Source organism: Bacillus sp. NH11B, assembly GCF_001884205.1.
GTDB lineage: Bacteria > Bacillota > Bacilli > Bacillales > Bacillaceae_G > Bacillus_A > Bacillus_A proteolyticus.
On sequence record NZ_MAOG01000066.1, the window covers coordinates 62,357 to 87,207 of the forward strand.

The window sequence follows — 24,851 nt, forward strand, 5'->3', positions numbered from 1 at the left end:
TCTCCTTTTTATATAAGCAAATTATTTAATAATTGTTTTACCTGTCATTTCTTTCGGTTGTTCCACATTTAAAAGCGTAAGCATTGTTGGAGCGATATCTCCTAAAATACCACCTTCACGAAGCTCTACATCATTTTTTGTAACGATGAAAGGAACCGGGTTAGTTGTATGAGCTGTCATAGGCCCGCCATCAGCAGTTAACTCCTGATCAGCATTACCATGGTCAGCAGTAATAAGTGCTACACCATCTTTTGCAAGAATCGCTTCTACAACTTTTCCTAAACATTCGTCAGTTGCTTCTACTGCTTTAATTGTTGGTTCCATCATCCCAGAATGGCCAACCATATCACAGTTTGCAAAGTTAAGAATGATAACATCATGTTTATCATTTTCGATTTCATTTACTAAAGCGTCCGTTACTTCGTAAATGCTCATTTCAGGTTTCAAGTCATACGTTGCAACCTTCGGTGAGTTAATTAAGATACGCTCTTCTCCTGGGAATTCAGCCTCACGACCACCGCTAAAGAAGAATGTAACGTGCGGATACTTTTCAGTTTCCGCGATGCGAAGTTGCTTTAATCCCGCTTGCGCAACAACTTCACCTAAAGTGTTATCAAGATTCATTGGCTTGAATGCCACGTAACCATCTACAGTTTCACTGAAGTGTGTCATACAAACGAATTCAGGAATGTGAGGTACTTTTTCACCACGATCGAACTCACGGAAATCTTCGTTTGTAAATACACGAGCAATTTGAATTGCACGGTCTGGACGGAAGTTATAGAAGATAACTGCATCATCATCATTGATTGTTGCAACTGGCGTGTCATCTTCGTTAACAATTACAGACGGCAATACGAATTCATCATAGATACCATTTGCATAAGAGTCTTCTACACACTCTTCTGCTGATTTATAAGTAGGGCCTTCACCATTCACCATAGCACGGTAACATTTTTCTACGCGATCCCAACGCTTGTCACGGTCCATGGAGTAATAACGACCAGAGATAGTCGCGAATTGTCCTACTCCTGTTTCTTTAATTACTTCATTTGTTGCATCGATATAACCTTTTGCTGTTTGTGGTCCAACATCGCGGCCATCTAAGAATGCATGGATATAAACTTTCTCCACGCCTTCTTTTGCTGCTAAACGAAGAAGAGCAAACATATGGTTCATGTGACTGTGCACACCACCATCAGAAAGTAAACCGAATAAATGAAGAGCAGTACCTTTTTCTTTCACGCTTTTAATTGCATTTTGGAACGTTTCGTTCTGATCGAACTCACCTTCACGAATTGCAACGTTTACGCGTGTTAAGCTTTGATATACTATGCGGCCAGCACCGATATTTAAGTGACCAACCTCAGAGTTACCCATTTGACCTTCTGGAAGACCTACTTCCTCACCACAAGCTGTAAGCGTTGTATGAGGGAATTTGTTCCAGTAACCATCAAAATTAGGTTTTTTAGCTTGTGCTACAGCATTCCCGTGAGTTTCTTCACGTAGTCCGAAACCGTCAAGGATGATTAAAGCTGTTGGCTTTCTCATTTTACCGCCCCCAGAAGACCTAAGAACGAAGCAGGCTCTAAGCTAGCACCGCCGACTAAAGCGCCGTCGATGTCAGATTGTGCCATATACTCTTTAATGTTTTCTGGTTTTACGCTACCGCCGTATTGAATACGAACAGCTTCTGCAGCTTCTGGAGAAACAGCTTCTGCAACAACTTTACGGATGTGCGCACATACTTCATTTGCATCTGCAGAAGAAGAAGATTTACCTGTACCGATAGCCCAGATTGGCTCATAAGCGATAACAGTTGCTTTAACTTGCTCTTCTGTTAAACCTGCAAGTGCTTTTGTCACTTGACCTGCTACTAGATCAAATGTTTTTCCGCTTTCGCGCTCTTCTAAAGTCTCACCACAACATACGATTGGTGTTAAACCATGTTCAAATGCTGCAAGAGTCTTTTTATTTACTGATTCGTCTGTTTCAGCAAACATTTCACGACGCTCAGAGTGGCCAAGTACTACGTAGCCTACTTTTAAGTCGCTAAGTGCTACTGGGCTAATTTCGCCAGTGAATGCACCATTTTTTTCGAAGTGCATGTTTTGTGCACCTACTTGTAAGTCAGTTCCTTCAGTTGCCGCTACTAAGCGCTCTAAAAATAGAGCTGGAGAGCAAACTACTGCATCAACAGCTGAAGCTGCTGGGATTTGACCTTTAACTTCCTCTACGAAGCTAACTGCTTCAGATAGAGTTTTATTCATTTTCCAGTTACCTGCGATAATTGGTTTACGCATGCTTTGCACCGTCCTTTTTCTTTGGCTGCTACTTATTTGTCGTTAAGACACACTACACCTGGAAGTTCTTTACCTTCCATGAATTCTAATGACGCACCGCCGCCAGTAGAAATGTGGCTCATTTTATCAGCCATACCGAATTTTTCAACAGCTGCTGCAGAGTCACCACCGCCGATAACAGAGTATGTATCTTCTGCATCTGCTAATGCTTGTCCTACTGCTTTTGTACCTTCTGCGAATGGAGTCATTTCGAATACACCCATTGGTCCATTCCATACAACAAGCTTAGAGTTTTTAATTACATCTGCATAAATTTCACGTGTTTTAGGACCGATGTCCACGCCTTCCCATGTAGAAGGGATAGAGTCGATACCAACGATTTGAGTTGTTGCAGTTTCAGAGAATTCCTCAGTGATTACAACATCAACTGGCATGTAGAAGTTTACGCCTTTTTCTTTTGCAAGTTGCATAAATTCTTTAGCTAGTTCAATCTTGTCATTTTCACATAGAGATTGACCAATTTCATGACCTAATGCTTTAACGAATGTGTAAGCAAGTCCGCCACCGATGATTAGGTTATCTACTTTGTCTAATAGATGACGAATTACACCGATTTTATCTTTTACTTTCGCACCACCGATGATAGCTGTGAATGGACGTTCTGGGTTAGAAAGTGCTTTACCTAATACATCTAACTCTTTTTCCATTAATAAACCAGATACTGCTGGTAGGTAGTCTGCGATTCCTGCTGTAGAAGCGTGAGCACGGTGAGCTGCACCGAATGCATCGTTTACGAAGATATCAGCAAGAGCTGCAAATTCTTTCGCAAGTTCTGCATCGTTCTTTTCTTCGCCCGCATAGAAACGTACGTTTTCAAGAACTAATACGTCGCCTTCGTTCATTGCTGCAACCATTTCTTGTGCAACTGGTCCGAATGCTTCGTCCGCTTTTTTAACATCTTTACCAAGAAGCTCGCCTAAACGTGCTGCTACTGGAGTAAGACGTAATTCTTCTACTGCTTGACCTTTTGGACGGCCTAAATGACTTGCTAAAATTACTTTCGCACCTTGCTCTACTAAATATTGAATTGTAGGAAGAGCTGCACGGATACGAGTTTCATCTGTAATTTTGCCTTCTTTCATAGGTACGTTGAAATCAACGCGGCAAAATACACGCTTACCTTTTAAATCTACGTCACGAATTGATTTTTTGTTCATTGGATTTCCCTCCGACTACTAGTTAGGATTGACAAAACCCATTCAAAAGCTTAACACATTTGCTTCTAAAACGAAAGAAGAGAGAGAGGGAACAAACCCTCTCCCTCGTTTTGTCATTGATTACTTATATACTTAAGAATTAAAGACCTTTAGAAGTCATGTATGCTGCTAAGTCTACTACGCGGTTAGAGTAACCAGTTTCGTTATCGTACCAAGAAAGTACTTTAACCATGTTACCTTCCATTACCATTGTAGATAATGCATCGATTGTAGAAGAAGCTGTACATCCGTTATAGTCGATAGATACTAATGGCTCTTCGCTGTATCCAAGGATACCTTTTAATTCGCCTTCAGAAGCTGCTTTGAATGCTGCGTTTACTTCTTCAACTGTTACTTCTTTGTCAAGTTCAACAACTAAGTCAACAAGAGAAACGTTAGCAGTTGGAACACGTACAGCGCCACCGTTTAATTTACCTTTAAGTTCTGGTAATACTAATGCTACAGCTTTAGCAGCACCAGTAGATGTTGGGATCATGTTTTCAGCTGCTGCACGAGCACGACGTAAATCTTTGTGTGGTAAGTCTAAGATTTGTTGGTCGTTAGTGTAAGAGTGAATTGTTGTCATCATTCCGCGTTTTACGCCGAATTTTTCGTTTAATACTTTAGCAAATGGAGCTAGACAGTTTGTAGTACAAGAAGCGTTAGATACTACGTTGTGGTTAGCTGCATCGTATTGTTCGTGGTTAACACCCATAACTACAGTGATATCTTCGTCAGAAGCTGGAGCTGAGATGATAACTTTCTTAACTGATCCACCTAAGTGTTTCTCAGCATCTGATTTTTTAGTGAAACGGCCAGTAGATTCTACTACTACTTCTACTCCGTAGTCGCTCCATGGTAATTGAGCTGGGTCACGCTCAGCGATAACTTTAATTTCTTTACCGTTAACAACGATGCTGTTTTCGTTAGCAGATACTTCTGCATTTAAAGTTCCGTGAACTGTGTCATATTTTAAAAGGTGAGCTAATGTTTTAGCATCTGTTAAGTCGTTGATTGCTACTACTTCTACCTCAGAGTTGTTAAGAGCTGCGCGGAATACGTTACGTCCGATACGTCCAAATCCATTAATACCAATTTTAGTCATTTGAATTTCCTCCTTGGGGGATTATATTTAAAGGGTAATACCCTTTGTTAACTGTTTTGCTGCACCTTCATCTGTAATTAGAATTGAAGTGTGCCCTTGCTTTATTACAGCCTGTATTGCCTTTGCCTTTGAAGAACCTCCAGCGACTGCAACAACGTGAGATACATTTTGTAAATCTTCAAGTTGCATACCAACCGTTCTTACTTTATGAACAACATTTCCTTGTTCATTAAAGTAGTAACCGAAAGCTTCGCCAACTGCTTCGCTTGCCTGAATCTTTAACCAATCTGCTTCTGAAGTATTTCTGCGACGTGCCATTGTTAACGCATCACCAATTCCATGAATGACGATATTGGAAGATCGAATCAACTCAAGAACTTCTTTCACGGAGGGCTCTGTTACAATGGACGCATATGCTTCGCTACTAACGTGATCCGGAACATACAATAAGCGATAATTACTCATCGTATTTTGTGCCATTTTGGCGCAAATGGTATTGGCTTCTAACTCAACACCTTCTCCAATTCCACCACGTGCTGGGACAAATAGCATATGTAAATCTTTGCAATCAAGTTGCATCATGTCCGCAGCAGCAGCTAGCGTAGTTCCTCCAGCCACAGCAACGATATTATTCACTGTCAGACGGTCTTTTATACAAGTCACACAAGCACGGCCCATCTCCAGTTTGACCCAAGGTGATTCATCACTATCACCAGGGACAACGAAAACTTCATCCAAGTCTAATGTTTCCTTAAGTTGTTTTTCTAAAACCTTTAACCCGGAAATTTCTTTCATAAAGTCTTCCAAAGCAAGAACTAAAGCTGTTCCTTCTTCTGTCAAAGTCATTCCAGAAGAAGCGACGTGAACTAAGTTTTGTTCTTTCAAAACTTGAACTTCACTTCGCAATACTCGTTCTGTCATACCGAGACTTGCTGATAAGTTCCTTCTTCCAATCGGCTGCATGAGCCTGATGTATTGAAGAATTTGCATTCTCGTTTGCATAACAGGTAGCAGATCAGGTAATAATTTTTTTGTGTTCTGAATCCATGAGCGCATATCTTTTCTCCTCACTACATTGGTTCATTTCCCCTTGTGGTCACTTTGTGTCCCATAGTGACATTTTATGTCCCACATAGGTTAAAAAAATAATCCCTGCTACGTGTATTATTGTAACAGGAGATAGAAACTTATTCAACTCTTAACTGCATTGTTTATATAGTTTATTATGACACCTTTGTGAATGTTACCATATTCTACCTGTTTTCCGCCTATTTCTACAACCGGAATCATTAAATGATATTTCTCCAAAAGGTCATTATCTTCATATATATCTATTTCCTCGATTTGAAAAGAATATTCACATTGTACTTCCTGTAAAACTTGTTTCGCCTGCACGCAAAGGCCACAATCTTTTTTTGTATACAGTACAACTTTCATCTTCTTCACCTATCCGATCGTTTTTCGTAATGACGACGCTGGAATATGCATTTGTTCTCTATACTTCGCCACTGTTCTTCGAGAAATAACGATTTCATGCTCTTCTTCTAATAATTTTGAAATCTTTTGATCTGAAAGTGGCTTCTTCTTATTCTCCGCTTCAACAAGTTTTTGAATAAATTGTTTTACACGCTTTGTAGAAACTGCTTCATCTTCAGTAGTCGAAACGGCATTGCTAAAGAACGATTTCATCTCAAATAAGCCGTGTGGTGTTTGCACATATTTATTTCGCGTTGCACGACTAATTGTAGATTCATGCACACTTAATTCTTCTGCTACTTCTTTTAAAGCGAGCGGTTTTAAATATTCTGGACCTTCCCAGAAGAAATCACGCTGTTTTTCCATTATAATGCCCATTACTTGTAAGAGCGTTTGTTTTCTCTGTTTCAAACTGCGCATAATCCATTGCACATGCTGATATTTCTCCGATACGTAAGAAGCAACTTCACTTTCACTATTATTTAGAAGTGCACTATACTCAGAGTGAATTTCAATTCTTGGCATATTTCTCTCATTCATTTGTAAAACGAGACGATCACCATCTTTTTTCACCGCCATATCAGGCACAATATAAAGTGGTTTATCAGAAGAAAATGCAAGACCTGGCTTTGGTTGTAATGACGTTATACAATTTACCGCACTCTGCAATTCCTCATTACTACACTTCAGCACTTGAACGAGTTTTCGCCAATCTTTCTTCACGAAATAAGCAAAGTGATCCTCTATAACCTCTTCCGCTAATCCATTCCGTCTTTGTAAGCGCTTCAATTGCAAAGTTAGACATTCCCGAATATTACGTGCCCCTACCCCTGCTGGCTCGAGTGATTGGACAAGCTCAACAGAGCGGTCGACTACATGAATCGGTGCGGAAAGGAGATCTGCTAACTCTTCATTCGTTTCTTGTAAATACCCATTTCCATCCATGTTCATAATAATGAAGGAAGCTACTTTTCGCTCTTCTTCTTCTATTTTATAATACTGTATTTGATTTAATAAATGTTGCTGAATCGTTGTTGAATCCACACTGTAGATTTCCATCTGATTCTCGACTTGTTTGCTGGTACTTTTACTGTTGTTAGAGCTCTTTTTCTTCTCCCTCTCAAAACCACCTAACTCAATAAGGGGATTCTCTAACGATTGCTCATATAAAAACTCCGATAATTCTTGTACATTATACTGGAGCATTGTAATCGCTTGCCTTAACTCTTGTGTCATTGCCAAACGTAAGCTTTGTTCTTGTAAAAGACTTGCCTTCAAACTAATCTCCCCCTTGTTTCTATTGTACAATAAGTTTGGTAAAAGGAGAATGCTATCACAGACACCCATTCCAAAATATTATTAATTTATATGTATTAATGAGATTTACAACTTACAACCGAAATTTGAATAATATTGAAATAAAATAATAACGTACAAAAAATTATTACCACATACTAATAGTAAATCTTACTACCAGATATAACAAGAGAGAAATAAAAAAAGGTCCTAACTTACAAATGTAAGTTAGGACCTTTTTACGCGCCCAGAGGGATTCGAACCCCCGACAGACGTGGTACCGGAAACCACCGCTCTATCCGACTGAGCTATGGGCGCATGATTATAAAACAGACTTCATTTTCTTCTCATAATAATAGCAATAAAAACCATTTAAATCAACAAAAACTCTTTGATAACGCATTATATGTACGCTATTTTCTGCATAAAAACGCCTCCTGATTTTTACATTTAGGAGGCCATTCTTATCTGTCTTATTTATCCCGCCATTTGTGGGCAGTAAGACTCCCACCTCAAAACTCAACTGGAGCAAAGAAGTTAGGTGGGAGCCCTGCTACCTGTAAACGCCTGATTGGTGAGGGCTAATAATCAGTGAGGATGAACAAAACCTCCACTGATTAAAGTTTCACTTTATCTAGTTTCTCTTTAATCTCTTTTGGAATTTCATTCGGCTGTACTTCTTGGTATGTTTCAATATATTCACCTTTTGTTTTAACCTTTACATACGCTCCCTCTCTAAGCCCACGAGGTGCATAAAACTTAACATCTCTTCCTTCACCTGAAGTGTAATAACCAGTAAGTTTATAGTCTCCAGCTACCTCTCCAACTGTGGATAGTCGGCCAGACTCTTTCGCTTTTACATATACAAAGTCTTCTTTCACAAGCGGATTATATCTATCAGTCACCTCATTATGAGAAAAGCTTGCCACACCAATAACTAATATAAAAATTCCAATTAAACCTAATAATAATTTCTTCATTTTTCTCTCCTTAACATATCCTTTTAACTTGCTTTACGTTCTTTATTCTAGGAGAAAAAGGTTTTTTCCACTATCGCTTATCCTTACATATTCATTACAAAATTGTAATCTACACGTATAACAAACCTAAATTTTCCAATCATAAATTCACCTCAACTCACAAATTATAATCTTTGAATTGATATTCCAAAGGGGGCTTCATTCAATGACTGTAATTACTAAACTAAAGCAAACTGTTTCTGGATTAAAAAGTGCACAAGCTAGCTTAGAGGGATTCGCTCTTGATACGGATAACCAACAAGCAAAGCAACTTTTCCAAACAGCTGCGCAGCAAACACAAACAATTATCGATTCTTTAAACCCACGTGTTGAAGAAGTTCAGCAAGAAGAACCACAATACACACAGCAATAACGAGTCAATCTTGCTGTGAAATAGAAAAAGGATGATATGCAGTCATCCTTTTTCTATCACATTACATATTGCAATAGAAATGGAATGATTATAATGCGAAAACTTGGAATCATAACCGCGTTATTTATGCTCCTATTCGGTTCACTTACCGGATGTGATAATAGCCCGTTAGATAAAAAGGTAAAAAAAGAAGAAGCTAAACGAACGGAAGAAGACAAGGGCCCTAAATTAACAAAAATGAGTACAGAATCATTTAATCAATCTATATCGCAAGACGCTAAGAAAAAAGCTCTTGCTATGGAGGGAATTATAGAAGCTACCGCAGTTAATACAAATTTAGATCTTTACATAGCCGTCAAGCCTGAACATCACGAAAGATTTGGTTTAAAACCTTTACGAAGTAAATTAAAAAAGAAACTAAGTGATGAAAATCCTACTCTCGATATTCGTGTAAGTACAGACAAAAAGATTTTTATGCTCATAGAAGAACTTGAAAACAAAATTAAGAAAAAGAAAGTAAGTAAAGATGGGATCAAAAAACAATTGAAACTCATTCAATCAGAAATGGGATCTAATATTTAAGCTTTTTAAAAGAAAAGGAAGGATTCAAATGTCTAGTAAAGATAAAAATTTAACACCTGTACAACAAGAATATAAAAAATTTGAACAACAGCGCGAACCGAAGCGCCCCGTTTTAAAAAATTGTATAAAAGCTTTTCTCGTCGGGGGATTCATTTGTCTAATAGGCCAACTGATTTCCACTTTTTATATTACGTATTTTGATTTCACTGAACGCTCTGCCGGGAACCCTACCGTTGCAACTCTTATTTTTATCTCCATGCTACTGACGGGATTTGGCGTCTACGATCGCCTGGGACAATTTGCTGGTGCTGGTACCGCAGTTCCCGTTACTGGATTTGGTAACTCTGTTATTGCCGCATGTATTGAACACCGTACAGAAGGCTTCGTTCTCGGTGTTGGTGGTAACATGTTTAAACTAGCAGGATCGGTCATCTTATTTGGCGTATTTTCAGCTTTTGTCATCGCTCTTATTAAAACGATTCTCTTTCAATGGGGAGGGCTGTAAATGTTACAAGGACACCGAACATGGGTATTCGAAAACAAACCAGTTATCATTTCAACAGGTGTAGTCGGCGGCCCATTTGAAGCAAATGGAAAGATCCCTGAAGACTTCGATACCCTGCATGAAGATTTATGGCTCGGACAAGATTCCTATGAAAAAGCACATAAAATTTTGTTTGAAGAGGCTTGTAGCCGCGCTACAGAAAAAGCCAGACTTAGGAAAGATGATATTCAATTCGTCCTCGCTGGAGACTTAATTAATCAAATAACTCCAACGAGCTTTGCATGTCGTACACTCGGAACACCTTATCTCGGATTATTCGGAGCTTGCTCTACTTCTATGGAAGGATTAGCACTCGGAGCAAGTATCGTAAATGCAAAAGGTGCAAAATATTTATTAACCGGTGCATCAAGCCATAACGCTGCCGTTGAAAAACAATTCCGATATCCAACTGAATATGGTGGTCAGAAACCTCCTACCGCCCAGTGGACAGTGACGGGTGCAGGCGCAGCTATTTTAAGTGATACAGGAGATGGTCCAAGAGTAACATCTGCAACGATTGGTCGGGTTATTGATATGGGATTAACAGATCCATTTAATATGGGAGGCGCGATGGCTCCAGCTGCTGTCGATACAATTGAAGCCCATTTACGCGAACGACAAATCGACGCCTCTTATTACGACTTAATCGTAACAGGTGACCTTGGACATGTTGGTCGCGAAATTGCTTACGACCTGCTACATAAACACGGAACAAAAGTAAAGAGCGAGCAATTTCAAGATTGCGGAATCATCATTTATAGAGAAGGACAACCTGTCATAGCTGGTGGAAGTGGTCCTGGATGTTCCGCAACAGTCGTTTACGGGCATTTATTAAACCGAATGAAAAGAGGAGAATTTAATAAAATACTTGTCGTTGCAACAGGTGCTTTACTATCCCCTCTTACATTCCAACAAGAAGAAACGATTCCGTGTATCGCTCACGCTGTTTCGATTGAATTTGGAGGTGCAACGCAATGATTTTTTTCTGGGCTTTCGTTATTGGTGGCCTTATATGCGTAATTGGACAACTTATGTTTGATGTCGGTAAACTTACACCTGCACATACAATGGCAACACTCGTTGTTGCTGGAGCTATATTAGATGGATTCAATTTGTATGAGCCACTAATTGACTTCGCTGGGGCCGGGGCAACAGTACCAATTACAAGCTTTGGCAATGCCCTCGTTCACGGTGCGATGGAAGAAGCGGCTAAACACGGAATCGTCGGCGTAATTACCGGTATGTTTAAAGTAACTAGTGCTGGTGTATCAGCCGCTATCATTTTCGGATTCATCGGAGCATTGCTATTTAAACCGAAAGGATAAGAGGTGTTTTCATGACTGTTATCGCTAGTGTAAAAACATGCCTCGCTAGTTTAAGGGGCGCTCAAGCAAGCTTAAGTTCCCTTTCGTTAAATTCAGAAGACGAAGAAACAAAACGCGTCTTTCATGAATGTATGTTAGAAATGGACAGCGTCATCGCTGATCTAAAGGATAGAGTTTCAGTATTAGAACGTGAAGAACCTCAATATAAAGGTTTTTAAGCAGACTGGAGGAAATCGCTATGTCTCACCTACCTGAATGGGCACTTGTCATTCTTCGTTCTGTATTTATATTAATCATTTTATTCGCTATTACGAAATGGTTAGGGAAAAGACAAATCTCTCAGCTCTCCTTTTTTGAATACATAGCTGGAATGACAATCGGTGACATCGCTGCCCAAGTATCTACAGGGCTCGATTCAAAATTTTTCCACGGCGTCTTTGCGATACTCATTTTCGCTGTGGTACCTTTTTTCACAGGAATCCTCTCCTTAAAGAACAAAACAGCTCGGGACTTCTTTGAAGGGAAATCTACCGTATTAATAAAAGATGGAAAAATACTCGAAGATAACTTAAAGAAAGAAAAATATACAAGTGACGAATTACTTGAACTACTCCGGGGAAAAGATGCGTTCAGCGTAGCTGATGTTGAATTTGCAGTATTAGAACCGAGCGGAGAGTTAAATGTATTACTGAAGAAAGATCGCCAACCACTCACAGCAAAAGACATCGGTTTAAAAGTACCGAATGAAAAAGAACCACAAACTGTTATTATGGATGGAAATGTACTAGATGAACCTCTTTCAGCAAGTGGACATAACCGTGCTTGGTTACATTCTGAACTAGAAAAACTCGGCGTTGTCATTGAGAATGTCTTTCTCGGTCAAGTTGATTCGTATGGACAACTTACTATCGATATATATAATGATAAACTCCAAATGCCTTCTCCTCAAAACAAGCCTTTATTATTAGCATCCTTAAAGAAATGCCATGCTGATCTTGAATTATTCTCTCTAGAAACGAAATCAAAATCAGCAAGTGATATGTATAGTAACAACGCAAAACAAATCGAGAAAATTTTAAATAAAGTAACCTATCTTTTAAAAGAATAAAGAATGAAAGAACGCTTCTATACAAAAGGCGTTCTTTTGCCTTTTCTACATCTTTAATCACGTTTAAATTTATGTAATTCGGTTATGATGTTGAAGATACATAAGCAGGGAATTTCAAAAACATAGCGAATAAATCATGGTACAACTACATATTTTTTTGATTTAAAGTGGTTTCGTTTGACCTTTATTGACCATAATTGTATTATAAGACTAAGAAAGCTTTAGAAGGAGGAAATAACAGATGAATTTAATTCCTACAGTAATTGAACAAACAAATCGTGGAGAACGCGCTTACGATATTTACTCTCGACTATTAAAAGACCGCATCATTATGCTTGGTAGTGCAATTGATGACAACGTAGCAAACTCAATCGTTTCCCAGCTTTTATTCTTGGAATCTCAAGATCCAGAAAAAGATATTCACATCTATATCAACAGCCCTGGTGGTTCTATCACAGCTGGTATGGCAATTTACGATACAATGCAGTTTATTAAACCACAAGTATCAACAATCTGTATCGGTATGGCTGCATCTATGGGTGCATTCTTACTTGCAGCAGGTGAAAAAGGAAAACGTTACGCACTTCCAAACAGTGAAGTTATGATTCACCAACCACTTGGCGGAGCACAAGGTCAAGCGACTGAAATCGAAATCGCTGCAAAACGTATCCTATTCTTACGTGAAAAATTAAACCAAATTCTTGCTGACCGTACAGGTCAACCACTTGAAGTTCTACAACGCGACACAGACCGCGACAACTTCATGACAGCAGAAAGAGCTCTAGAATACGGTTTAATCGATAAGATCTTTACAAATCGTTAATAGATTTAAAGCGGAAGCGGCTCGTTCAGAATGTGAGGAGGATGGAGCTTCTGACAAAGAGGTGCTTTTTACCTCGACGGAAGAAGCGAAGCCACCGAACATTCTTGCCGCTGGAGCTAGATATAACTAAAATCGGAAGCGCCCTATTACAGGGCGCTTTTTTATCATGTACCCCCGCGCACATACCCCACCCAGTATTTACCGAGATATATCAGCGATTTTTCAATTATATCGAACACAACTCAAATTATATCGGCGATTCTTTAAATATATCGACGTTTCGACACAACATATCGACTTACCGACAATTCCCGACAAGCACGAACCACCAACATACCCCCACTTATCGTTAGCCCGCACCAATCAGAATGCCCGCAAGTAACAAAACAAAAAAGCTATCGCACATGCGCGATAGCCATTTATTGTACATATGCAGCTAAGGCTTCTAAAGCTTCCTCTGCATCTGAACCTTCTGTTGTGATTGTAATCATGCTACCAGTTCCGATTGCTAAGCTCATAATCCCCATTATGCTCTTTGCATTAACTGTCTTTCCATCTTTCTCAATGAAAATATCAGAATGAAAGCGATTTGCCTCTTGTACAAACAACGCAGCCGGACGTGCTTGTAAGCCGTTTTTTAATGCAACTTTAACCAATTTTTGAACCACAGCTCCATTTCCCCTTTAACCTCTTATTTTTTTGCTACTGTTTCCCCCGCGCGTAATTTCTCTGCAATATCATCGATTTTACGCAAACGATGATTAATGCCCGATTTACTAATTTTCCCCCCGGATACCATCTCACCTAACTCTTTCAATGTTACATCTTGATAATCTCTTCGTAACTGTGCAATTTCTCTTAATTTATCTGGCAAAATATCAAGCCCAACCGTCTCATCAATATAGCGGATATTCTCGATTTGCCTTAGCGCTGCACCAATTGTTTTATTTAAATTAGCTGTTTCACAGTTAACTAAACGATTTACTGAATTACGCATATCGCGAACAATTCGAATATCTTCGAATCTTAAAAGTGCATTATGAGCACCTATAATATTTAAAAACTCTGTAATTTTCTCAGCTTCTTTCAAATACGTAATGTACCCTTTTCTTCTTTCCAACGTCTTACTATTTAAATCAAATCCGTTCATCAGTTCACATATAGAATCATTATGTTCCTTATATAACGAAAAGATCTCTAAATGATAAGATGATGTTTCTGGGTTATTTACTGAACCACCTGCTAAAAATGCACCTCGTAAATAAGATCGTTTACAACATTTCTTCTCGATTAATTCCTGCGATATATTTCGAATTAACGAAAAGTCATCTCGAACAATACGAAGATCCGCTAATATTTCGCGAGACTTCTCAACAAGCCGCACGATATATACATTATTTTTCTTCAATCGCATTTTTTTACGAACAAGTAATTCTACCGTCACATCATATCCTTTTTTCAAAAGCGTATAAATCCTTCTTGCGATTGCTGCATTTTCCGTTTGAATATCGATAGATAAGCGACGGTTTGAAAAAGAAAGCGACCCGTTCATTCGAAGCAACGCTGATAATTCAGCTTTCTCACAGCATTCCTTCATTTCAAGGTTGGTCAACTCTTTCTTGGTTTCCGATGCAAATGACACAGTCAACACCTCCTTATACGATTATTTTGGAACAAAAATCTTGTCCTATATGGATGAGGAGCGTTACCTCAAACGAGGCAACGCACATTTATAGCAGTGAATATAAAATAGAAGCTAACTTTAATGTATCATGTCTTACAACACGCTCATCATACTTCGCTAATTGATCTTGAATGATTTCGATATTATTTGCAGCAAAACGATCTGTATCCACTACAACTGGTCCCGACATTTCTTCCTCATATAACTTACGTAATTCACAAGGAATATTACGATTATTTACAATTGCAGTGTCGATAAATGGTTTACCTAAATGATCATGTAACGCCTGCACATGATCGAACGCAGTATACCCCATCGTTTCACCCGCTTGCGTCATAACATTACACACATATACCTTCTTTGCTTTTGCAGCAAGAACAGCGTCCCCAATTTTATTAACAACTAAATTCGGTAATATACTCGTGTACAGACTTCCTGGACCGAAAACAAGTAAATCAGCTCGTTTAATTTCCATCAACGTTTCATATAGCGGTTCTACATCTTCTGGAGTTAAAAAGACACGATTAATCTTCTTCCCGAAATATGGGATCTTTGATTCACCTGTTACAATTTCCCCATCTTCTAACTCTGCATGAAGTACCGCACTTTGGTTCGCTGCTGGCAATACACGTCCTCTGACATTTAATACTTTACTTGTCTCCGTAATCGCGTGGTAAAAGTCTCCTGTAATCGAAGTCATACCTGCCAATAATAAATTTCCTAACGCATGACCTTTCAGTCCGTCTCCAGTTGTAAAACGGTGCTGGAATAAAGCTTCCACTAATGGTTCTACATCCGATAACGCAACAAGTACGTTACGAATATCACCTGGGGGTGGAATTTCTAGCTCATCACGTAGTCTACCTGAACTGCCTCCATCGTCGGCTACTGTTACAACTGCCGTAATATCAACAGGATATTGTTTTAATCCTCTTAATAAAACAGAAAGTCCAGTTCCTCCTCCCATGATGACAATTTTAGGTTTTCTCTCTTTTTTCATCCCTTAATGGCCCTTTCTCTTCTCCACATCACGATGAGATACATGAACGCTATACTCTGGTTTCAAATGTTTCCCAAGGTACTCTGTAAGCGTAACAGAACGATGTTGTCCCCCTGTACATCCAATCGCAATTACAAGTTGACTCTTACCTTCTCTTTTATAATGAGGCAGCATGAAAGTAATAAGATCCGTCAATTTCTCTAAAAACTTATGTGTCTCATTAAATTTCAGCACATACGACGAAACTTCTTCATCCAGTCCTGTTAATGGCTTCATATGTGGAATATAGTATGGATTTGGTAAAAAACGAACATCAAATACTAAATCAGCATCAATTGGAATTCCGTACTTAAATCCAAATGACATAACATTTACACGGAACGCTTGCTCAGTTTCTGTTGAGAATATGTGAACAATTTTTTCTCTTAATTCTTTCGGTTTCAAATCTGATGTATCCAGCACAATATTCGCTCGCGCCTTCATATCAGTTAATAGACCGCGCTCAGCTTCAATTCCCTTTAACGGCAAGCCAGTTGGCGCAAGTGGATGCGAACGTCTCGTTTCTTTATAACGAGTTACAAGCGTGCTATCTTTCGCATCTAAAAATAAAATATGAGGGATAATCCATGTACGTTCTGATAAATCATCAAGCGCTCCCCATAAATACTCAAAAAACTCTCGGCCACGTAAATCAATACCCAGTGCCACTTTATTCATTTTACCTTTTGAATCCGCCATAAGTTCAATAAACTTTGGCAATAACATCGGTGGTAAATTATCTACACAAAAATATCCTAAATCTTCAAAACTTTGTAACGCTACCGTTTTTCCAGCTCCAGACATCCCTGTAATAATTACCATTTTTATATCATTATTCTCTGTCATCGTATCCTCTCCTTGCAGATTTAACTCGGATCTAATCGATATGAAAGCAACTCAAAATCTGGGGTATATACAAATGTACCGTAGATTATACCATTCCCTTTAATTAAATAATCAATAATGTGATAATCTCCTGGTGCCATTGCTAAGTCATCAATTTTATCAAATGTATGCCAACCAATGATGCCTTCTTCGCTCTCTAATTTGTTTTCTCCTGCAAAATCTGTTGCTAAAAAGGAGAACATCATCCATTCAGAAACCACCTTATCACCTTCTTGGATGACAAAGGTGAAGACCCCTTTTAATGCTGGGTTCTTTAAATAAATACCTGTTTCTTCACGATACTCGCGAACAACGGAATCTCTTACCGTCTCACCACGCTCCATCTTTCCGCCTGGTGCAACCCACCAATTTCGGCGAGGTTTTTGGAGTAAGAGTACTTCATTATCTCTAATTAACACACAGTTTGTCACTCTTTGCATGTTTCTTCACCTCAGCTACTTGCAGCAAAATTTCTCACCGCATACTCATTTCATTATACTATCAAAAACAGTTTGCTACAACGAAGGCGCCAGTCCCCTTTTGCTAAGTAATTGTAAAAATTTTTTCTATAACAAGCAATCAAAATGCCTTACTTCCCATGAATAGCACATAAAAATCCCCTTAACGTTTTTACCGTTAAGGGGACGAAAAATCCTTATTTCTTACCGAAATAAGTAACGACCGCAAATCCTAAAATAAAAGTAATAATTGAACTTACAATTGAAATTCCACCAGTCGGAATGCCAGGGAACACAATGACAATTGAACCGATAACAAGTCCAATAATTGCCGCAAATGTCATACTTTTATAACGATCTAATAAAAAGCTAATCCCTTTACTACTTACAACAAATCCAACCATAACGCCAGCACCGATAACCGCGATTAATGGTAAATTGAGTGTAGTTAAAGCGTTAATTGCTGTCGGGTACACACCAATAATTAATAAAATAAACGATCCGCTAATTCCAGGAAGAAGCATAGCCATACTAGCCATCCATCCTGCGAAAAATAAACCAATTGCATTTAAAATTGTTAACGTCGTAATTGGATCAGCTGCCTTATCTGGTTTAAAAAATGCTGTTATCGCAACAAGAATTGCTGCAATTATTAATAAGACAATATGACCACCTTTAAACGTTGCCTTTGCATCCGCTTCTCTCATTAACATCGGTAATATACTAATAATTAAACCAAGGAAGAAAAATTGAGTCGGTTCATAATGATTTGCTAATAAATATTTAATAACGTGACTTAACGTTAGAAAAGCTGCCGCTACACCCGCTGCAAGTGGGATTAAAAATGCTAAATGTTTTTTCCATTCGCGACTAAAGAATCCGCTAATTGCTGCCAGCAATTGTTCATAAATCCCTAACACAACAGCGATTGTTCCGCCGCTCACACCAGGAATTAAATCACTAACGCCCATACAAAATCCACGATATATATTACGCCATTCCATACTGAATAAATTCCTCATTTCTTATAGTGATTTTTTCCGTAAATTCTAGTATAACAATAAGAAACATTAAATTCTTAATTGTTTTTGACAAAACTTTGACATTTGAACAAAAAAAGAAAGCCACCCATCGGTAGCTTTCTTCTCAAAAGGAAAAATCCCCTTATTTTTCTGTTACAGTTTTTAATCCTTCTAATAACTCTTCTACGTAGTGCTGTGCACTCTGCGCTGCAATACTACCATCGCCTGTTGCAGTTACAATTTGACGAAGCATTTTTTCACGAACATCACCGGCTGCGAAAATACCAGGAACTTTCGTTTCCATACGCTCGTTCGTTTCAACATAACCATTTTCATTTGTAATACCTAACTCAACAAACGGTTTTGATAATGGTAGCATACCGATGTATACGAAAACGCCGTCAGTTTTAACTTCTTGTTCTTCTCCACTGTTTACATCTACAAGTGTTACGCTTCCTACTTTACCATTTGCATCGTTAATTTCTTTAATCGTGTGATTCCAAATGAAATCTACTTTCTCATTTTGGAAAGCACGATCTTGTAAAATTTTCTGTGCACGAAGAGTATCACGACGGTGAACGATCGTTACTTTTGATGCGAAGCGTGTTAAGAACACACCCTCTTCAACAGCAGAATCTCCGCCGCCAATAACAACAAGTTCTTTCCCTTTAAAGAATGCACCATCACATACTGCACAATATGATACACCGCGGCCACCAAGTTCTGCTTCGCCTGGCACACCAATTTTTTTATACTCTGCACCGCTTGCAACGATAATTGCACGTGTTTTATATTCTTTTTTACCAGCAATAATTGTTTTGTATTCTTTGCCATCGATGATTTCTTTCACATCACCGTATGCATATTCAGCACCAAATTTCTTCGCATGCTCAAACATTTTATTTGATAAGTCTGGTCCTAAAATAGACTCATAACCTGGATAGTTCTCTACATCTTCTGTATTTGCCATTTGTCCACCTGGAATACCACGCTCAAGCATCAATGTGCTTAAATTCGCACGAGATGTATATACCGCAGCTGTCATACCAGCTGGTCCTGCACCAATAATAATGACATCATAAATTTTTTCTTCTGACACACTATTCACTCCCATTCATTCATACACATTAAGTTACCCTCATTATACTGTTAGCATCACTTTTTTCCCAATGATTTGCCTATCCTACGTGTGTGTGCGCTTAACAGCCTGCACATACTTTCGTACAGTCGCTACAGATACATTATATACATCCCCAAGCTCTGCCTGTGTCATCTTATTTCTTTGTTCGCCGCGCACAATGTATTCAATTGCCGCTGACCAACCGTACACATTTGTAAAAGTCGCTCCAGATGTATATAAACGTATGAACGTACAAAACCAAAAGTTTAAACACTCTTCGATTAATTCATCGTCTTTTTTCGTATAATTGTATAATGCATCCGCGATTCGCGCGCACTGTTCAAATTGCTGTAAATCAGCTGGGATGCTTTTATGACTATTAAGTAAAAAGAAATATTTTGCAAGTTGCGATACGATTGGAACACCATTTTTCGCTTGCGTTACATCAAAGAAGAATCCAATCTTCTCTGGTGTTGACAACTCATTCATTAAATATAAAGCTAGCATTTTCTCTTCTAGCGTTGTACTTTTCTGAAATGATTTCCGTAACTCTTCAAATAAAAGATTTTGTCCTTCATCTGCTAAATTCAGTGCATTCCACGGTTCTTTTCCTTTTTTATCAGGATGCAACTCTACTACATGTTGCCACATTTTTTCAGCCACTTGCTGATCTTTCATCATATAGGCAGAATATGCAAACCAATAATAAAAACTAACGTCTCCCTCGTATCCTTGACGCTTTAATACTTTGAACCATTTATAGGCACACTCGAAATGACCAATCGTTGCAAGCGTCGTTGCAAGTTTCAAACGATGTTCAAATGAAATCGGATATACTGAAACGAGCTGTCCCGCTAATGCTTCTACTTGTTTATGTTCTCCAATTGAATATAGAAAAATAAGCGTATTACAAAGCGCATGGATATTACCAGGATTTTCCTCTAAAATCATTTCTGTTAACTTAAGCGCTTGATCTACATTACCTGATTGGAAATGTGCAATCGCTAAATTATTATGACCCGACCAAAATTCTGGATATTCTTTCGTAACAACTTCTAGTGTAGCAATCGCCTCTTCTAATTGTCCGTTACGAATGTAACGGTTCGCTTCTTCCTGCATAACAATTAACTCATCTTCATCTTCAATCTCTTCCGCACCCATTGCTTCTTCTTCCATAATCTCAAGCAAATCTAACGTATCTTCTACAAATTCCTTCTCTTCCGCAACTTCTAAATATTGCTCTGCATACTTTTTTGCCTGTTGAAACAAGCCCATATATGCATAATTATTTGCAATAAAATAATAGCATTGCTCAAGTTCCGGATTGGATCTAACAAGCTTTAGAAATATCTGATTCGACTCTTGATATTCACCAGATTCAGATAATGCTATTGCTAGTTGGCATAAAATAAACGGCTCCTTCTCGCTTTGTGCCGCTCTTCGAAAATATTTAATTGCATCTTGCAATTTTTGCCCTTTATAAGCCCTCATCCCTTTTTTATAAAAGAAGTCCGCTAATTGATTAAAAGAGATAACTTGTCCGTTCTCCTTATATATTCTTTGATTTTTCCCCATATATCCTCCAGTTTTTTGTTTTCTTCGTTCACACATTCTTCTATCTATAAGTATAAACGATTCCGTAAAAAACAAAACAGTATATTATAATCAATTATTTCCTTTTTATTCATAAAAAGAGAAGGGAAATGTTACATTTTTAACATCAACCTTCTCTAGTGGCCATTTCCTCTTTCGTATAAATAATACGCATCGGATTTCCGCCTACGAAAGCGCCCTCTGGTACATCTTTATGGACAAGTGTGCCAGCAGAAACGATAGCACCATCTCCAATCGTTACACCTGGTAAAATTGTCGTATTCGCTCCAATCATAACTTCATTCCCTATGATGATTTCTCCGAGTCGATACTCACGAATTAAATATTCATGCGCTAAAAGCGTTGTATTATAGCCGATAATTGAATTGTCTCCCACAGTAATCTTTTCTGGAAACATAATATCTGGCATTACCATAAGTGCAAACGACGTTTTCTTTCCTACCTCCATCCGCAAAAACGTGCGATACAACCAATTCTTCACGGATAAAACGGGTGTGTAACGTGCGATTTGGATAATAATAAAGTTTTTCATTACCTTCCAAAAAGAAACTGTTTTATACACATTCCACAATGAATTCTCTCCTGAAACAGGATAGCGCGTTGTCCGTCGCACTTAACTCTCTCCTCTACTAAAAAAAGTGAAACTTGAAGTTAGTAGAGAAACATTTCCCCTACTTGCTTACTTGGACCTTTATGAACGGTTCATATTAGACAAAATCGGTAGTAAATCACTCATTTTATCTAGCATAAAGTCCGGCTTGTAAGCCTCTAAATACGCTCTACCTTTCAATGTCCATGAAACCGCTACTGTTTTCGTACCTGCATTTTGTCCACCGACGATATCATGATGATTATCACCAACCATCAATGTTTCTTCTGGTTTTGCATCTAATAATTTCAATGCTTTTTGAAGTGGTTCTGGATGTGGTTTCACATGTTCCACATCATCAATCGTCACGACAACATCAAAAAATTGATCAAGTTTTGAAAGCTTTAATCCCATTTCAACCGTCTGTCTCGCTTTCGTTGTAACGATACCGATTTTATAGCCTTGCTTCTTCAATTCTTGAACAGTTTCATATACAGTCTCATATTCTTCCACTAACTCATCATGATGCTCATGATTAAATTGGCGATAACATGCAATCATTTCTTCAACCTTACTTGTATCCATCTTACTAAAAGTGTCATGCAAAGATGGACCGATAAATGCCAATACATCTTCACGCTTATATTGATTTGGATAATATGTATGTAACGTATGCAAAAAAGAAGAGATAATAAGTTCATTTGTATTAATTAACGTTCCATCTAAATCAAATAACACTGTATTTATTTTCATCGTCCTTAATCCTTTCATTACCTGAATATGAAAGAAGCAGCATCTTATATAAGATGCTACTTTTCTCTAATTTTCTAAATATCTTTTATCAGCTTGCCCCATCTTTCGTCTCACAATAATGAAAATGATAGAAATAACAACAATTCCAATAGACATTACTTGTGCAATACGAAGTGGTCCTAACATTAAACTATCTGTACGCAAACCTTCTACGAAGAAGCGTCCCACTGAATACCAAATTAAATATGTGAAGAATAGTTCCCCGCGGCGTAAATTCACTTTTCGTAACGCGAGTAGTAAAATAACACCTGCAAAATTCCATAATGATTCATATAAAAACGTTGGGTGATAATACACACCATCAATATACATTTGATTAATAATGAAATCCGGTAAATGAAGGCCTTCTAAAAACTGTCTCGTTACTTCATCACCATGCGCCTCTTGGTTCATAAAGTTTCCCCATCGGCCAATTGCTTGTCCTAATAAAATACTCGGCGCAGCAATATCCGCTAACTTCCAGAATGAAAGCCCGCGTCGTTTCGCAAAAAGGATTCCTGTAATAACAGCCCCGATTAAACCACCATGAATCGCCAAACCACCTTGACGAATATTAATAATTTGACTCGGATTTTGCGAATAATATTCCCATTCAAAAATGACATAATACATTCTCGCAAAAAGAATCGCAATTGGTACTGCAATTAATACAAGATCGATAAATGTATCTTTGTGAATACCAAGCCTTTCTCCCTCGCGAGTTGCTAGCCAAAGACCTAATAGCACACCTGTACCGATAATAACCCCATACCAATAAACAGGGAACGGTCCGAGTTGGACTGCTACACGGTCAAGCTGTGGTACAGAACCTAACAGCATATGTATGACCTCCCTCTCCAGAGTCTACTCTTGATTTCCTAACTCAATCGCACTCATTAATCGTTCAGAGAACTGCTGTGCCGCATTGACTCCCATACGTTTCAATCTGAAGTTCATCGCTGCTACTTCAATAATAACAGCCAAGTTTCGACCAGGACGAACTGGAAGTGTAATCTTCGTAAGTTCTGTATCAATAATCTTCATCTTCTCTTCATCAAGACCTAAGCGATCATAATTTTTCTTTTGATCCCAAATTTCAAGATTAATAACAAGCGTAATACGTTTATAATTTCTTACTGCCCCTGCACCGAATAACGTCATTACGTTAATGATACCTAGACCACGAATTTCTAATAAGTGCTCAATTAAATCAGGTGAGCTTCCTACTAATGTGTCTTCATCTTCTTGACGAATTTCTACGCTATCATCTGCAACAAGGCGGTGACCACGCTTTACAAGTTCAAGTGCTGTCTCACTTTTCCCGACACCACTCTGACCTGTAATCAAAACACCAACGCCATAAATATCTACTAACACACCATGAACAGCTGTTGTTGGCGCTAACTTACCTTCCAAGTAGTTTGTTAAACGACTTGATAATCTCGTCGTCGTTTGAGCAGAACGTAATAAAGGCACGCCCGATTCACGTGATGCTTGTAATAACTCATCCGGTACATCTTGATTACGAGTTACAATAATACATGGCGTCTCCTCAGTACAAAGCGCTTTCATTCTCTCTTGCTTTTGTTCTGTCGTTAACGTATCAAAGAACGTAAGCTCCGTTTTTCCAAGAAGCTGCACGCGATCAGCTGGATAATATGTAAAAAATCCTGCCATTTCAATTCCAGGTCGTGATAAATCACTTGTATCAATCGGACAATGAATCCCTTCTTCACCACTTACTAACTCCAATTGAAATTGTTCAATTAAATCTTTTGTCCTTACTTTCGGCATATGTATAAACCTCCACTCCGCTGCGGGTTCAGTCTCATTTGATGTAAAATTCCATTCTATCGGATATTGTACCATTTTTTTCTGGAAACAAGAAATACGGTTTCTAATAAATAGAAAAAAACATTTCATACGAATCATGAAATGTTTTTCTTTTTGTCATTTTCTCTTTTTTTCGTATAACGGTTCAACAATTGCCTTTTCGATTATCATATTAAAAATCGAAATACAAATTGCCGCAACAATCGCTACACCAAATCCTGATATATTAAATGCGTCTCCCAATAATGAATCTGCCATTTTTAACGTAATCGCATTAATAACAATTAAGAAGAAACCAAACGTTATAACAGTAATCGGTAGCGTAATTAAAATTAAAAACGGCTTTACGAACACATTTAAAACCGCCAATATAATACTCGCAATAATTGCCGTTTGTATATTTGCTATGTAAAATGCGTCTGGTGCAACCCCTTTTAAAAGTCCGGATACAGCAATTAACACAACGCTATTTACAAGAAGTGATACAATCCATCTCATTTCGTTACACATCCTTTTAACATATATATTTCATCATACGCTAATAGTTAATAAACGCAAGTATCCTACAAACACTTATATCAACTTATTCTATTCTATATGCTTGT

29 protein-coding genes and 1 tRNA gene are annotated in these 24,851 nt (G+C 38.3%); 8 read left to right on the forward strand and 22 right to left on the reverse strand.

Annotation, left to right across the window (positions count from 1 at the left end; genetic code table 11):
• Nucleotides 1–21: 21 nt before the first annotated feature.
• From gpmI to BAU27_RS10520, 9 genes are all read right to left on the reverse strand, one after another.
• Entirely contained in the window at nucleotides 22–1,551 is a 1,530-nt protein-coding gene (gpmI, locus tag BAU27_RS10475) for a 2,3-bisphosphoglycerate-independent phosphoglycerate mutase (RefSeq protein WP_071770840.1), read from the reverse strand.
• Nucleotides 1,548–2,303, reverse strand: coding sequence for a triose-phosphate isomerase (gene tpiA / locus BAU27_RS10480; RefSeq protein ID WP_001231042.1), 756 nt, complete (start codon nucleotides 2,301–2,303; stop codon nucleotides 1,548–1,550). The genes gpmI and tpiA overlap by 4 nt, the downstream gene beginning before the upstream one ends.
• A gap of 32 nt (nucleotides 2,304–2,335) precedes the next feature.
• Nucleotides 2,336–3,520, reverse strand: coding sequence for a phosphoglycerate kinase (locus tag BAU27_RS10485; protein ID WP_002124084.1), 1,185 nt, complete (start codon nucleotides 3,518–3,520; stop codon nucleotides 2,336–2,338).
• 139 nt (nucleotides 3,521–3,659) lie between these two features.
• On the reverse strand, nucleotides 3,660–4,664 hold the full coding sequence (gene gap, locus BAU27_RS10490) for a type I glyceraldehyde-3-phosphate dehydrogenase (RefSeq protein WP_000161237.1): 1,005 nt from the start codon (nucleotides 4,662–4,664) through the stop codon (nucleotides 3,660–3,662).
• A gap of 27 nt (nucleotides 4,665–4,691) precedes the next feature.
• Nucleotides 4,692–5,720 (reverse strand): gapA transcriptional regulator CggR, encoded by a 1,029-nt coding sequence (gene cggR / locus BAU27_RS10495; protein ID WP_071748039.1) that lies wholly within the window; start codon nucleotides 5,718–5,720, stop codon nucleotides 4,692–4,694.
• A 135-nt stretch (nucleotides 5,721–5,855) separates the two neighbouring features.
• Nucleotides 5,856–6,101, reverse strand: a complete 246-nt coding sequence (locus BAU27_RS10500; RefSeq protein ID WP_064476221.1) for a glutaredoxin family protein — start codon at nucleotides 6,099–6,101, stop codon at nucleotides 5,856–5,858.
• Between the two features lie 9 nt (nucleotides 6,102–6,110).
• Entirely contained in the window at nucleotides 6,111–7,418 is a 1,308-nt protein-coding gene (gene rpoN / locus BAU27_RS10505; RefSeq protein ID WP_071770841.1) for an RNA polymerase factor sigma-54, read from the reverse strand.
• 260 nt (nucleotides 7,419–7,678) lie between these two features.
• Nucleotides 7,679–7,754, reverse strand: a tRNA-Arg gene (locus BAU27_RS10510).
• A gap of 299 nt (nucleotides 7,755–8,053) precedes the next feature.
• Nucleotides 8,054–8,416, reverse strand: coding sequence for a YxeA family protein (locus BAU27_RS10520; protein WP_071748036.1), 363 nt, complete (start codon nucleotides 8,414–8,416; stop codon nucleotides 8,054–8,056).
• Nucleotides 8,417–8,621: 205 nt separating this feature from the next.
• Here BAU27_RS10520 and BAU27_RS10525 point away from each other — a divergent pair, with 205 nt between their 5' ends.
• The 8 genes from BAU27_RS10525 to clpP all read left to right on the forward strand — a co-directional run bounded on the left by BAU27_RS10525 (nucleotide 8,622) and on the right by clpP (nucleotide 13,210).
• Nucleotides 8,622–8,828: a DUF1657 domain-containing protein gene (locus BAU27_RS10525; protein ID WP_000216167.1), complete on the forward strand. Its 207-nt coding sequence runs from the start codon at nucleotides 8,622–8,624 to the stop codon at nucleotides 8,826–8,828.
• A 93-nt stretch (nucleotides 8,829–8,921) separates the two neighbouring features.
• Nucleotides 8,922–9,410: a YhcN/YlaJ family sporulation lipoprotein gene (locus tag BAU27_RS10530; RefSeq protein ID WP_071748035.1), complete on the forward strand. Its 489-nt coding sequence runs from the start codon at nucleotides 8,922–8,924 to the stop codon at nucleotides 9,408–9,410.
• A 28-nt stretch (nucleotides 9,411–9,438) separates the two neighbouring features.
• Nucleotides 9,439–9,915, forward strand: a complete 477-nt coding sequence (gene spoVAC, locus BAU27_RS10535; RefSeq protein WP_071748034.1) for a stage V sporulation protein AC — start codon at nucleotides 9,439–9,441, stop codon at nucleotides 9,913–9,915.
• Nucleotides 9,916–10,932, forward strand: a complete 1,017-nt coding sequence (gene spoVAD, locus BAU27_RS10540) for a stage V sporulation protein AD (RefSeq protein WP_071748033.1) — start codon at nucleotides 9,916–9,918, stop codon at nucleotides 10,930–10,932.
• A complete protein-coding gene (spoVAE, locus tag BAU27_RS10545; RefSeq protein WP_000575919.1) occupies nucleotides 10,929–11,279 on the forward strand; it encodes a stage V sporulation protein AE in 351 nt (116 codons plus the stop codon). Before spoVAD ends, spoVAE begins: the two co-directional genes overlap by 4 nt.
• Nucleotides 11,280–11,290: 11 nt before the next feature.
• Nucleotides 11,291–11,497 carry a DUF1657 domain-containing protein gene (locus tag BAU27_RS10550; protein WP_000215893.1) on the forward strand — a complete coding sequence of 69 codons (207 nt, stop codon included), beginning with the start codon at nucleotides 11,291–11,293 and terminating at the stop codon, nucleotides 11,495–11,497.
• A 20-nt stretch (nucleotides 11,498–11,517) separates the two neighbouring features.
• Nucleotides 11,518–12,387 carry a DUF421 domain-containing protein gene (locus BAU27_RS10555; RefSeq protein ID WP_071748031.1) on the forward strand — a complete coding sequence of 290 codons (870 nt, stop codon included), beginning with the start codon at nucleotides 11,518–11,520 and terminating at the stop codon, nucleotides 12,385–12,387.
• A 241-nt stretch (nucleotides 12,388–12,628) separates the two neighbouring features.
• The gene (gene clpP, locus BAU27_RS10560; protein ID WP_001049163.1) at nucleotides 12,629–13,210 is read left to right on the forward strand and encodes an ATP-dependent Clp endopeptidase proteolytic subunit ClpP; all 582 of its coding nucleotides are present in this window, start codon (nucleotides 12,629–12,631) and stop codon (nucleotides 13,208–13,210) included.
• Between the two features lie 419 nt (nucleotides 13,211–13,629).
• On the opposite strand, the gene BAU27_RS10565 is transcribed toward clpP, so the two are convergent.
• The 13 genes from BAU27_RS10565 to BAU27_RS10625 form a co-directional block, all read right to left on the reverse strand.
• Nucleotides 13,630–13,878, reverse strand: coding sequence for an HPr family phosphocarrier protein (locus BAU27_RS10565; protein WP_002124065.1), 249 nt, complete (start codon nucleotides 13,876–13,878; stop codon nucleotides 13,630–13,632).
• 23 nt (nucleotides 13,879–13,901) lie between these two features.
• Nucleotides 13,902–14,852 (reverse strand): DNA-binding protein WhiA, encoded by a 951-nt coding sequence (gene whiA, locus BAU27_RS10570; protein WP_071748029.1) that lies wholly within the window; start codon nucleotides 14,850–14,852, stop codon nucleotides 13,902–13,904.
• Nucleotides 14,853–14,940: 88 nt separating this feature from the next.
• Entirely contained in the window at nucleotides 14,941–15,894 is a 954-nt protein-coding gene (locus tag BAU27_RS10575) for a gluconeogenesis factor YvcK family protein (protein ID WP_071770842.1), read from the reverse strand.
• A 3-nt stretch (nucleotides 15,895–15,897) separates the two neighbouring features.
• The gene (gene rapZ, locus BAU27_RS10580; RefSeq protein WP_000138460.1) at nucleotides 15,898–16,779 is read right to left on the reverse strand and encodes an RNase adapter RapZ; all 882 of its coding nucleotides are present in this window, start codon (nucleotides 16,777–16,779) and stop codon (nucleotides 15,898–15,900) included.
• 20 nt (nucleotides 16,780–16,799) lie between these two features.
• Complete coding sequence (locus BAU27_RS10585) at nucleotides 16,800–17,258, reverse strand: NUDIX hydrolase (RefSeq protein WP_001190080.1); 459 nt, start codon at nucleotides 17,256–17,258, stop codon at nucleotides 16,800–16,802.
• Between the two features lie 215 nt (nucleotides 17,259–17,473).
• Nucleotides 17,474–18,280 (reverse strand): DUF368 domain-containing protein, encoded by an 807-nt coding sequence (locus tag BAU27_RS10590; RefSeq protein WP_071748028.1) that lies wholly within the window; start codon nucleotides 18,278–18,280, stop codon nucleotides 17,474–17,476.
• A gap of 160 nt (nucleotides 18,281–18,440) precedes the next feature.
• Nucleotides 18,441–19,397 carry a thioredoxin-disulfide reductase gene (gene trxB / locus BAU27_RS10595; RefSeq protein ID WP_044738134.1) on the reverse strand — a complete coding sequence of 319 codons (957 nt, stop codon included), beginning with the start codon at nucleotides 19,395–19,397 and terminating at the stop codon, nucleotides 18,441–18,443.
• Nucleotides 19,398–19,481: 84 nt separating this feature from the next.
• Nucleotides 19,482–20,993, reverse strand: coding sequence for a tetratricopeptide repeat protein (locus tag BAU27_RS10600; protein WP_071770843.1), 1,512 nt, complete (start codon nucleotides 20,991–20,993; stop codon nucleotides 19,482–19,484).
• Between the two features lie 145 nt (nucleotides 20,994–21,138).
• Nucleotides 21,139–21,645: an acyltransferase gene (locus tag BAU27_RS10605; RefSeq protein ID WP_071748026.1), complete on the reverse strand. Its 507-nt coding sequence runs from the start codon at nucleotides 21,643–21,645 to the stop codon at nucleotides 21,139–21,141.
• Nucleotides 21,646–21,723: 78 nt separating this feature from the next.
• Complete coding sequence (gene ppaX, locus BAU27_RS10610; RefSeq protein ID WP_071748025.1) at nucleotides 21,724–22,374, reverse strand: pyrophosphatase PpaX; 651 nt, start codon at nucleotides 22,372–22,374, stop codon at nucleotides 21,724–21,726.
• Between the two features lie 66 nt (nucleotides 22,375–22,440).
• Complete coding sequence (gene lgt / locus BAU27_RS10615) at nucleotides 22,441–23,253, reverse strand: prolipoprotein diacylglyceryl transferase (RefSeq protein WP_002144893.1); 813 nt, start codon at nucleotides 23,251–23,253, stop codon at nucleotides 22,441–22,443.
• 24 nt (nucleotides 23,254–23,277) lie between these two features.
• Nucleotides 23,278–24,207: an HPr(Ser) kinase/phosphatase gene (hprK, locus tag BAU27_RS10620; protein ID WP_071770844.1), complete on the reverse strand. Its 930-nt coding sequence runs from the start codon at nucleotides 24,205–24,207 to the stop codon at nucleotides 23,278–23,280.
• 156 nt (nucleotides 24,208–24,363) lie between these two features.
• A complete protein-coding gene (locus BAU27_RS10625) occupies nucleotides 24,364–24,744 on the reverse strand; it encodes a phage holin family protein (protein ID WP_071748023.1) in 381 nt (126 codons plus the stop codon).
• Between the last annotated feature and the right edge of the window lie 107 nt (nucleotides 24,745–24,851).

Excerpts from the sequence above, each read along its gene's own strand:
- gpmI (WP_071770840.1), bottom strand. The coding sequence starts at position 1,551 with ATGAGAAAGCCAACAGCTTTAATCATCCTTGACGGTTTCGGACTACGT.
- tpiA (WP_001231042.1), bottom strand. The coding sequence starts at position 2,303 with ATGCGTAAACCAATTATCGCAGGTAACTGGAAAATGAATAAAACTCTA.
- BAU27_RS10485 (WP_002124084.1), bottom strand. The coding sequence starts at position 3,520 with ATGAACAAAAAATCAATTCGTGACGTAGATTTAAAAGGTAAGCGTGTA.
- gap (WP_000161237.1), bottom strand. The coding sequence starts at position 4,664 with ATGACTAAAATTGGTATTAATGGATTTGGACGTATCGGACGTAACGTA.
- cggR (WP_071748039.1), bottom strand. The coding sequence starts at position 5,720 with ATGCGCTCATGGATTCAGAACACAAAAAAATTATTACCTGATCTGCTA.
- BAU27_RS10500 (WP_064476221.1), bottom strand. The coding sequence starts at position 6,101 with ATGAAAGTTGTACTGTATACAAAAAAAGATTGTGGCCTTTGCGTGCAG.
- BAU27_RS10520 (WP_071748036.1), bottom strand. The coding sequence starts at position 8,416 with ATGAAGAAATTATTATTAGGTTTAATTGGAATTTTTATATTAGTTATT.
- BAU27_RS10525 (WP_000216167.1), top strand. The coding sequence starts at position 8,622 with ATGACTGTAATTACTAAACTAAAGCAAACTGTTTCTGGATTAAAAAGT.
- BAU27_RS10530 (WP_071748035.1), top strand. The coding sequence starts at position 8,922 with ATGCGAAAACTTGGAATCATAACCGCGTTATTTATGCTCCTATTCGGT.
- spoVAC (WP_071748034.1), top strand. The coding sequence starts at position 9,439 with ATGTCTAGTAAAGATAAAAATTTAACACCTGTACAACAAGAATATAAA.
- spoVAD (WP_071748033.1), top strand. The coding sequence starts at position 9,916 with ATGTTACAAGGACACCGAACATGGGTATTCGAAAACAAACCAGTTATC.
- spoVAE (WP_000575919.1), top strand. The coding sequence starts at position 10,929 with ATGATTTTTTTCTGGGCTTTCGTTATTGGTGGCCTTATATGCGTAATT.
- BAU27_RS10550 (WP_000215893.1), top strand. The coding sequence starts at position 11,291 with ATGACTGTTATCGCTAGTGTAAAAACATGCCTCGCTAGTTTAAGGGGC.
- BAU27_RS10555 (WP_071748031.1), top strand. The coding sequence starts at position 11,518 with ATGTCTCACCTACCTGAATGGGCACTTGTCATTCTTCGTTCTGTATTT.
- clpP (WP_001049163.1), top strand. The coding sequence starts at position 12,629 with ATGAATTTAATTCCTACAGTAATTGAACAAACAAATCGTGGAGAACGC.
- BAU27_RS10575 (WP_071770842.1), bottom strand. The coding sequence starts at position 15,894 with ATGAAAAAAGAGAGAAAACCTAAAATTGTCATCATGGGAGGAGGAACT.
- rapZ (WP_000138460.1), bottom strand. The coding sequence starts at position 16,779 with ATGACAGAGAATAATGATATAAAAATGGTAATTATTACAGGGATGTCT.
- BAU27_RS10585 (WP_001190080.1), bottom strand. The coding sequence starts at position 17,258 with ATGCAAAGAGTGACAAACTGTGTGTTAATTAGAGATAATGAAGTACTC.
- BAU27_RS10590 (WP_071748028.1), bottom strand. The coding sequence starts at position 18,280 with ATGGAATGGCGTAATATATATCGTGGATTTTGTATGGGCGTTAGTGAT.
- BAU27_RS10600 (WP_071770843.1), bottom strand. The coding sequence starts at position 20,993 with ATGGGGAAAAATCAAAGAATATATAAGGAGAACGGACAAGTTATCTCT.
- ppaX (WP_071748025.1), bottom strand. The coding sequence starts at position 22,374 with ATGAAAATAAATACAGTGTTATTTGATTTAGATGGAACGTTAATTAAT.
- lgt (WP_002144893.1), bottom strand. The coding sequence starts at position 23,253 with ATGCTGTTAGGTTCTGTACCACAGCTTGACCGTGTAGCAGTCCAACTC.
- hprK (WP_071770844.1), bottom strand. The coding sequence starts at position 24,207 with ATGCCGAAAGTAAGGACAAAAGATTTAATTGAACAATTTCAATTGGAG.
- BAU27_RS10625 (WP_071748023.1), bottom strand. The coding sequence starts at position 24,744 with ATGAGATGGATTGTATCACTTCTTGTAAATAGCGTTGTGTTAATTGCT.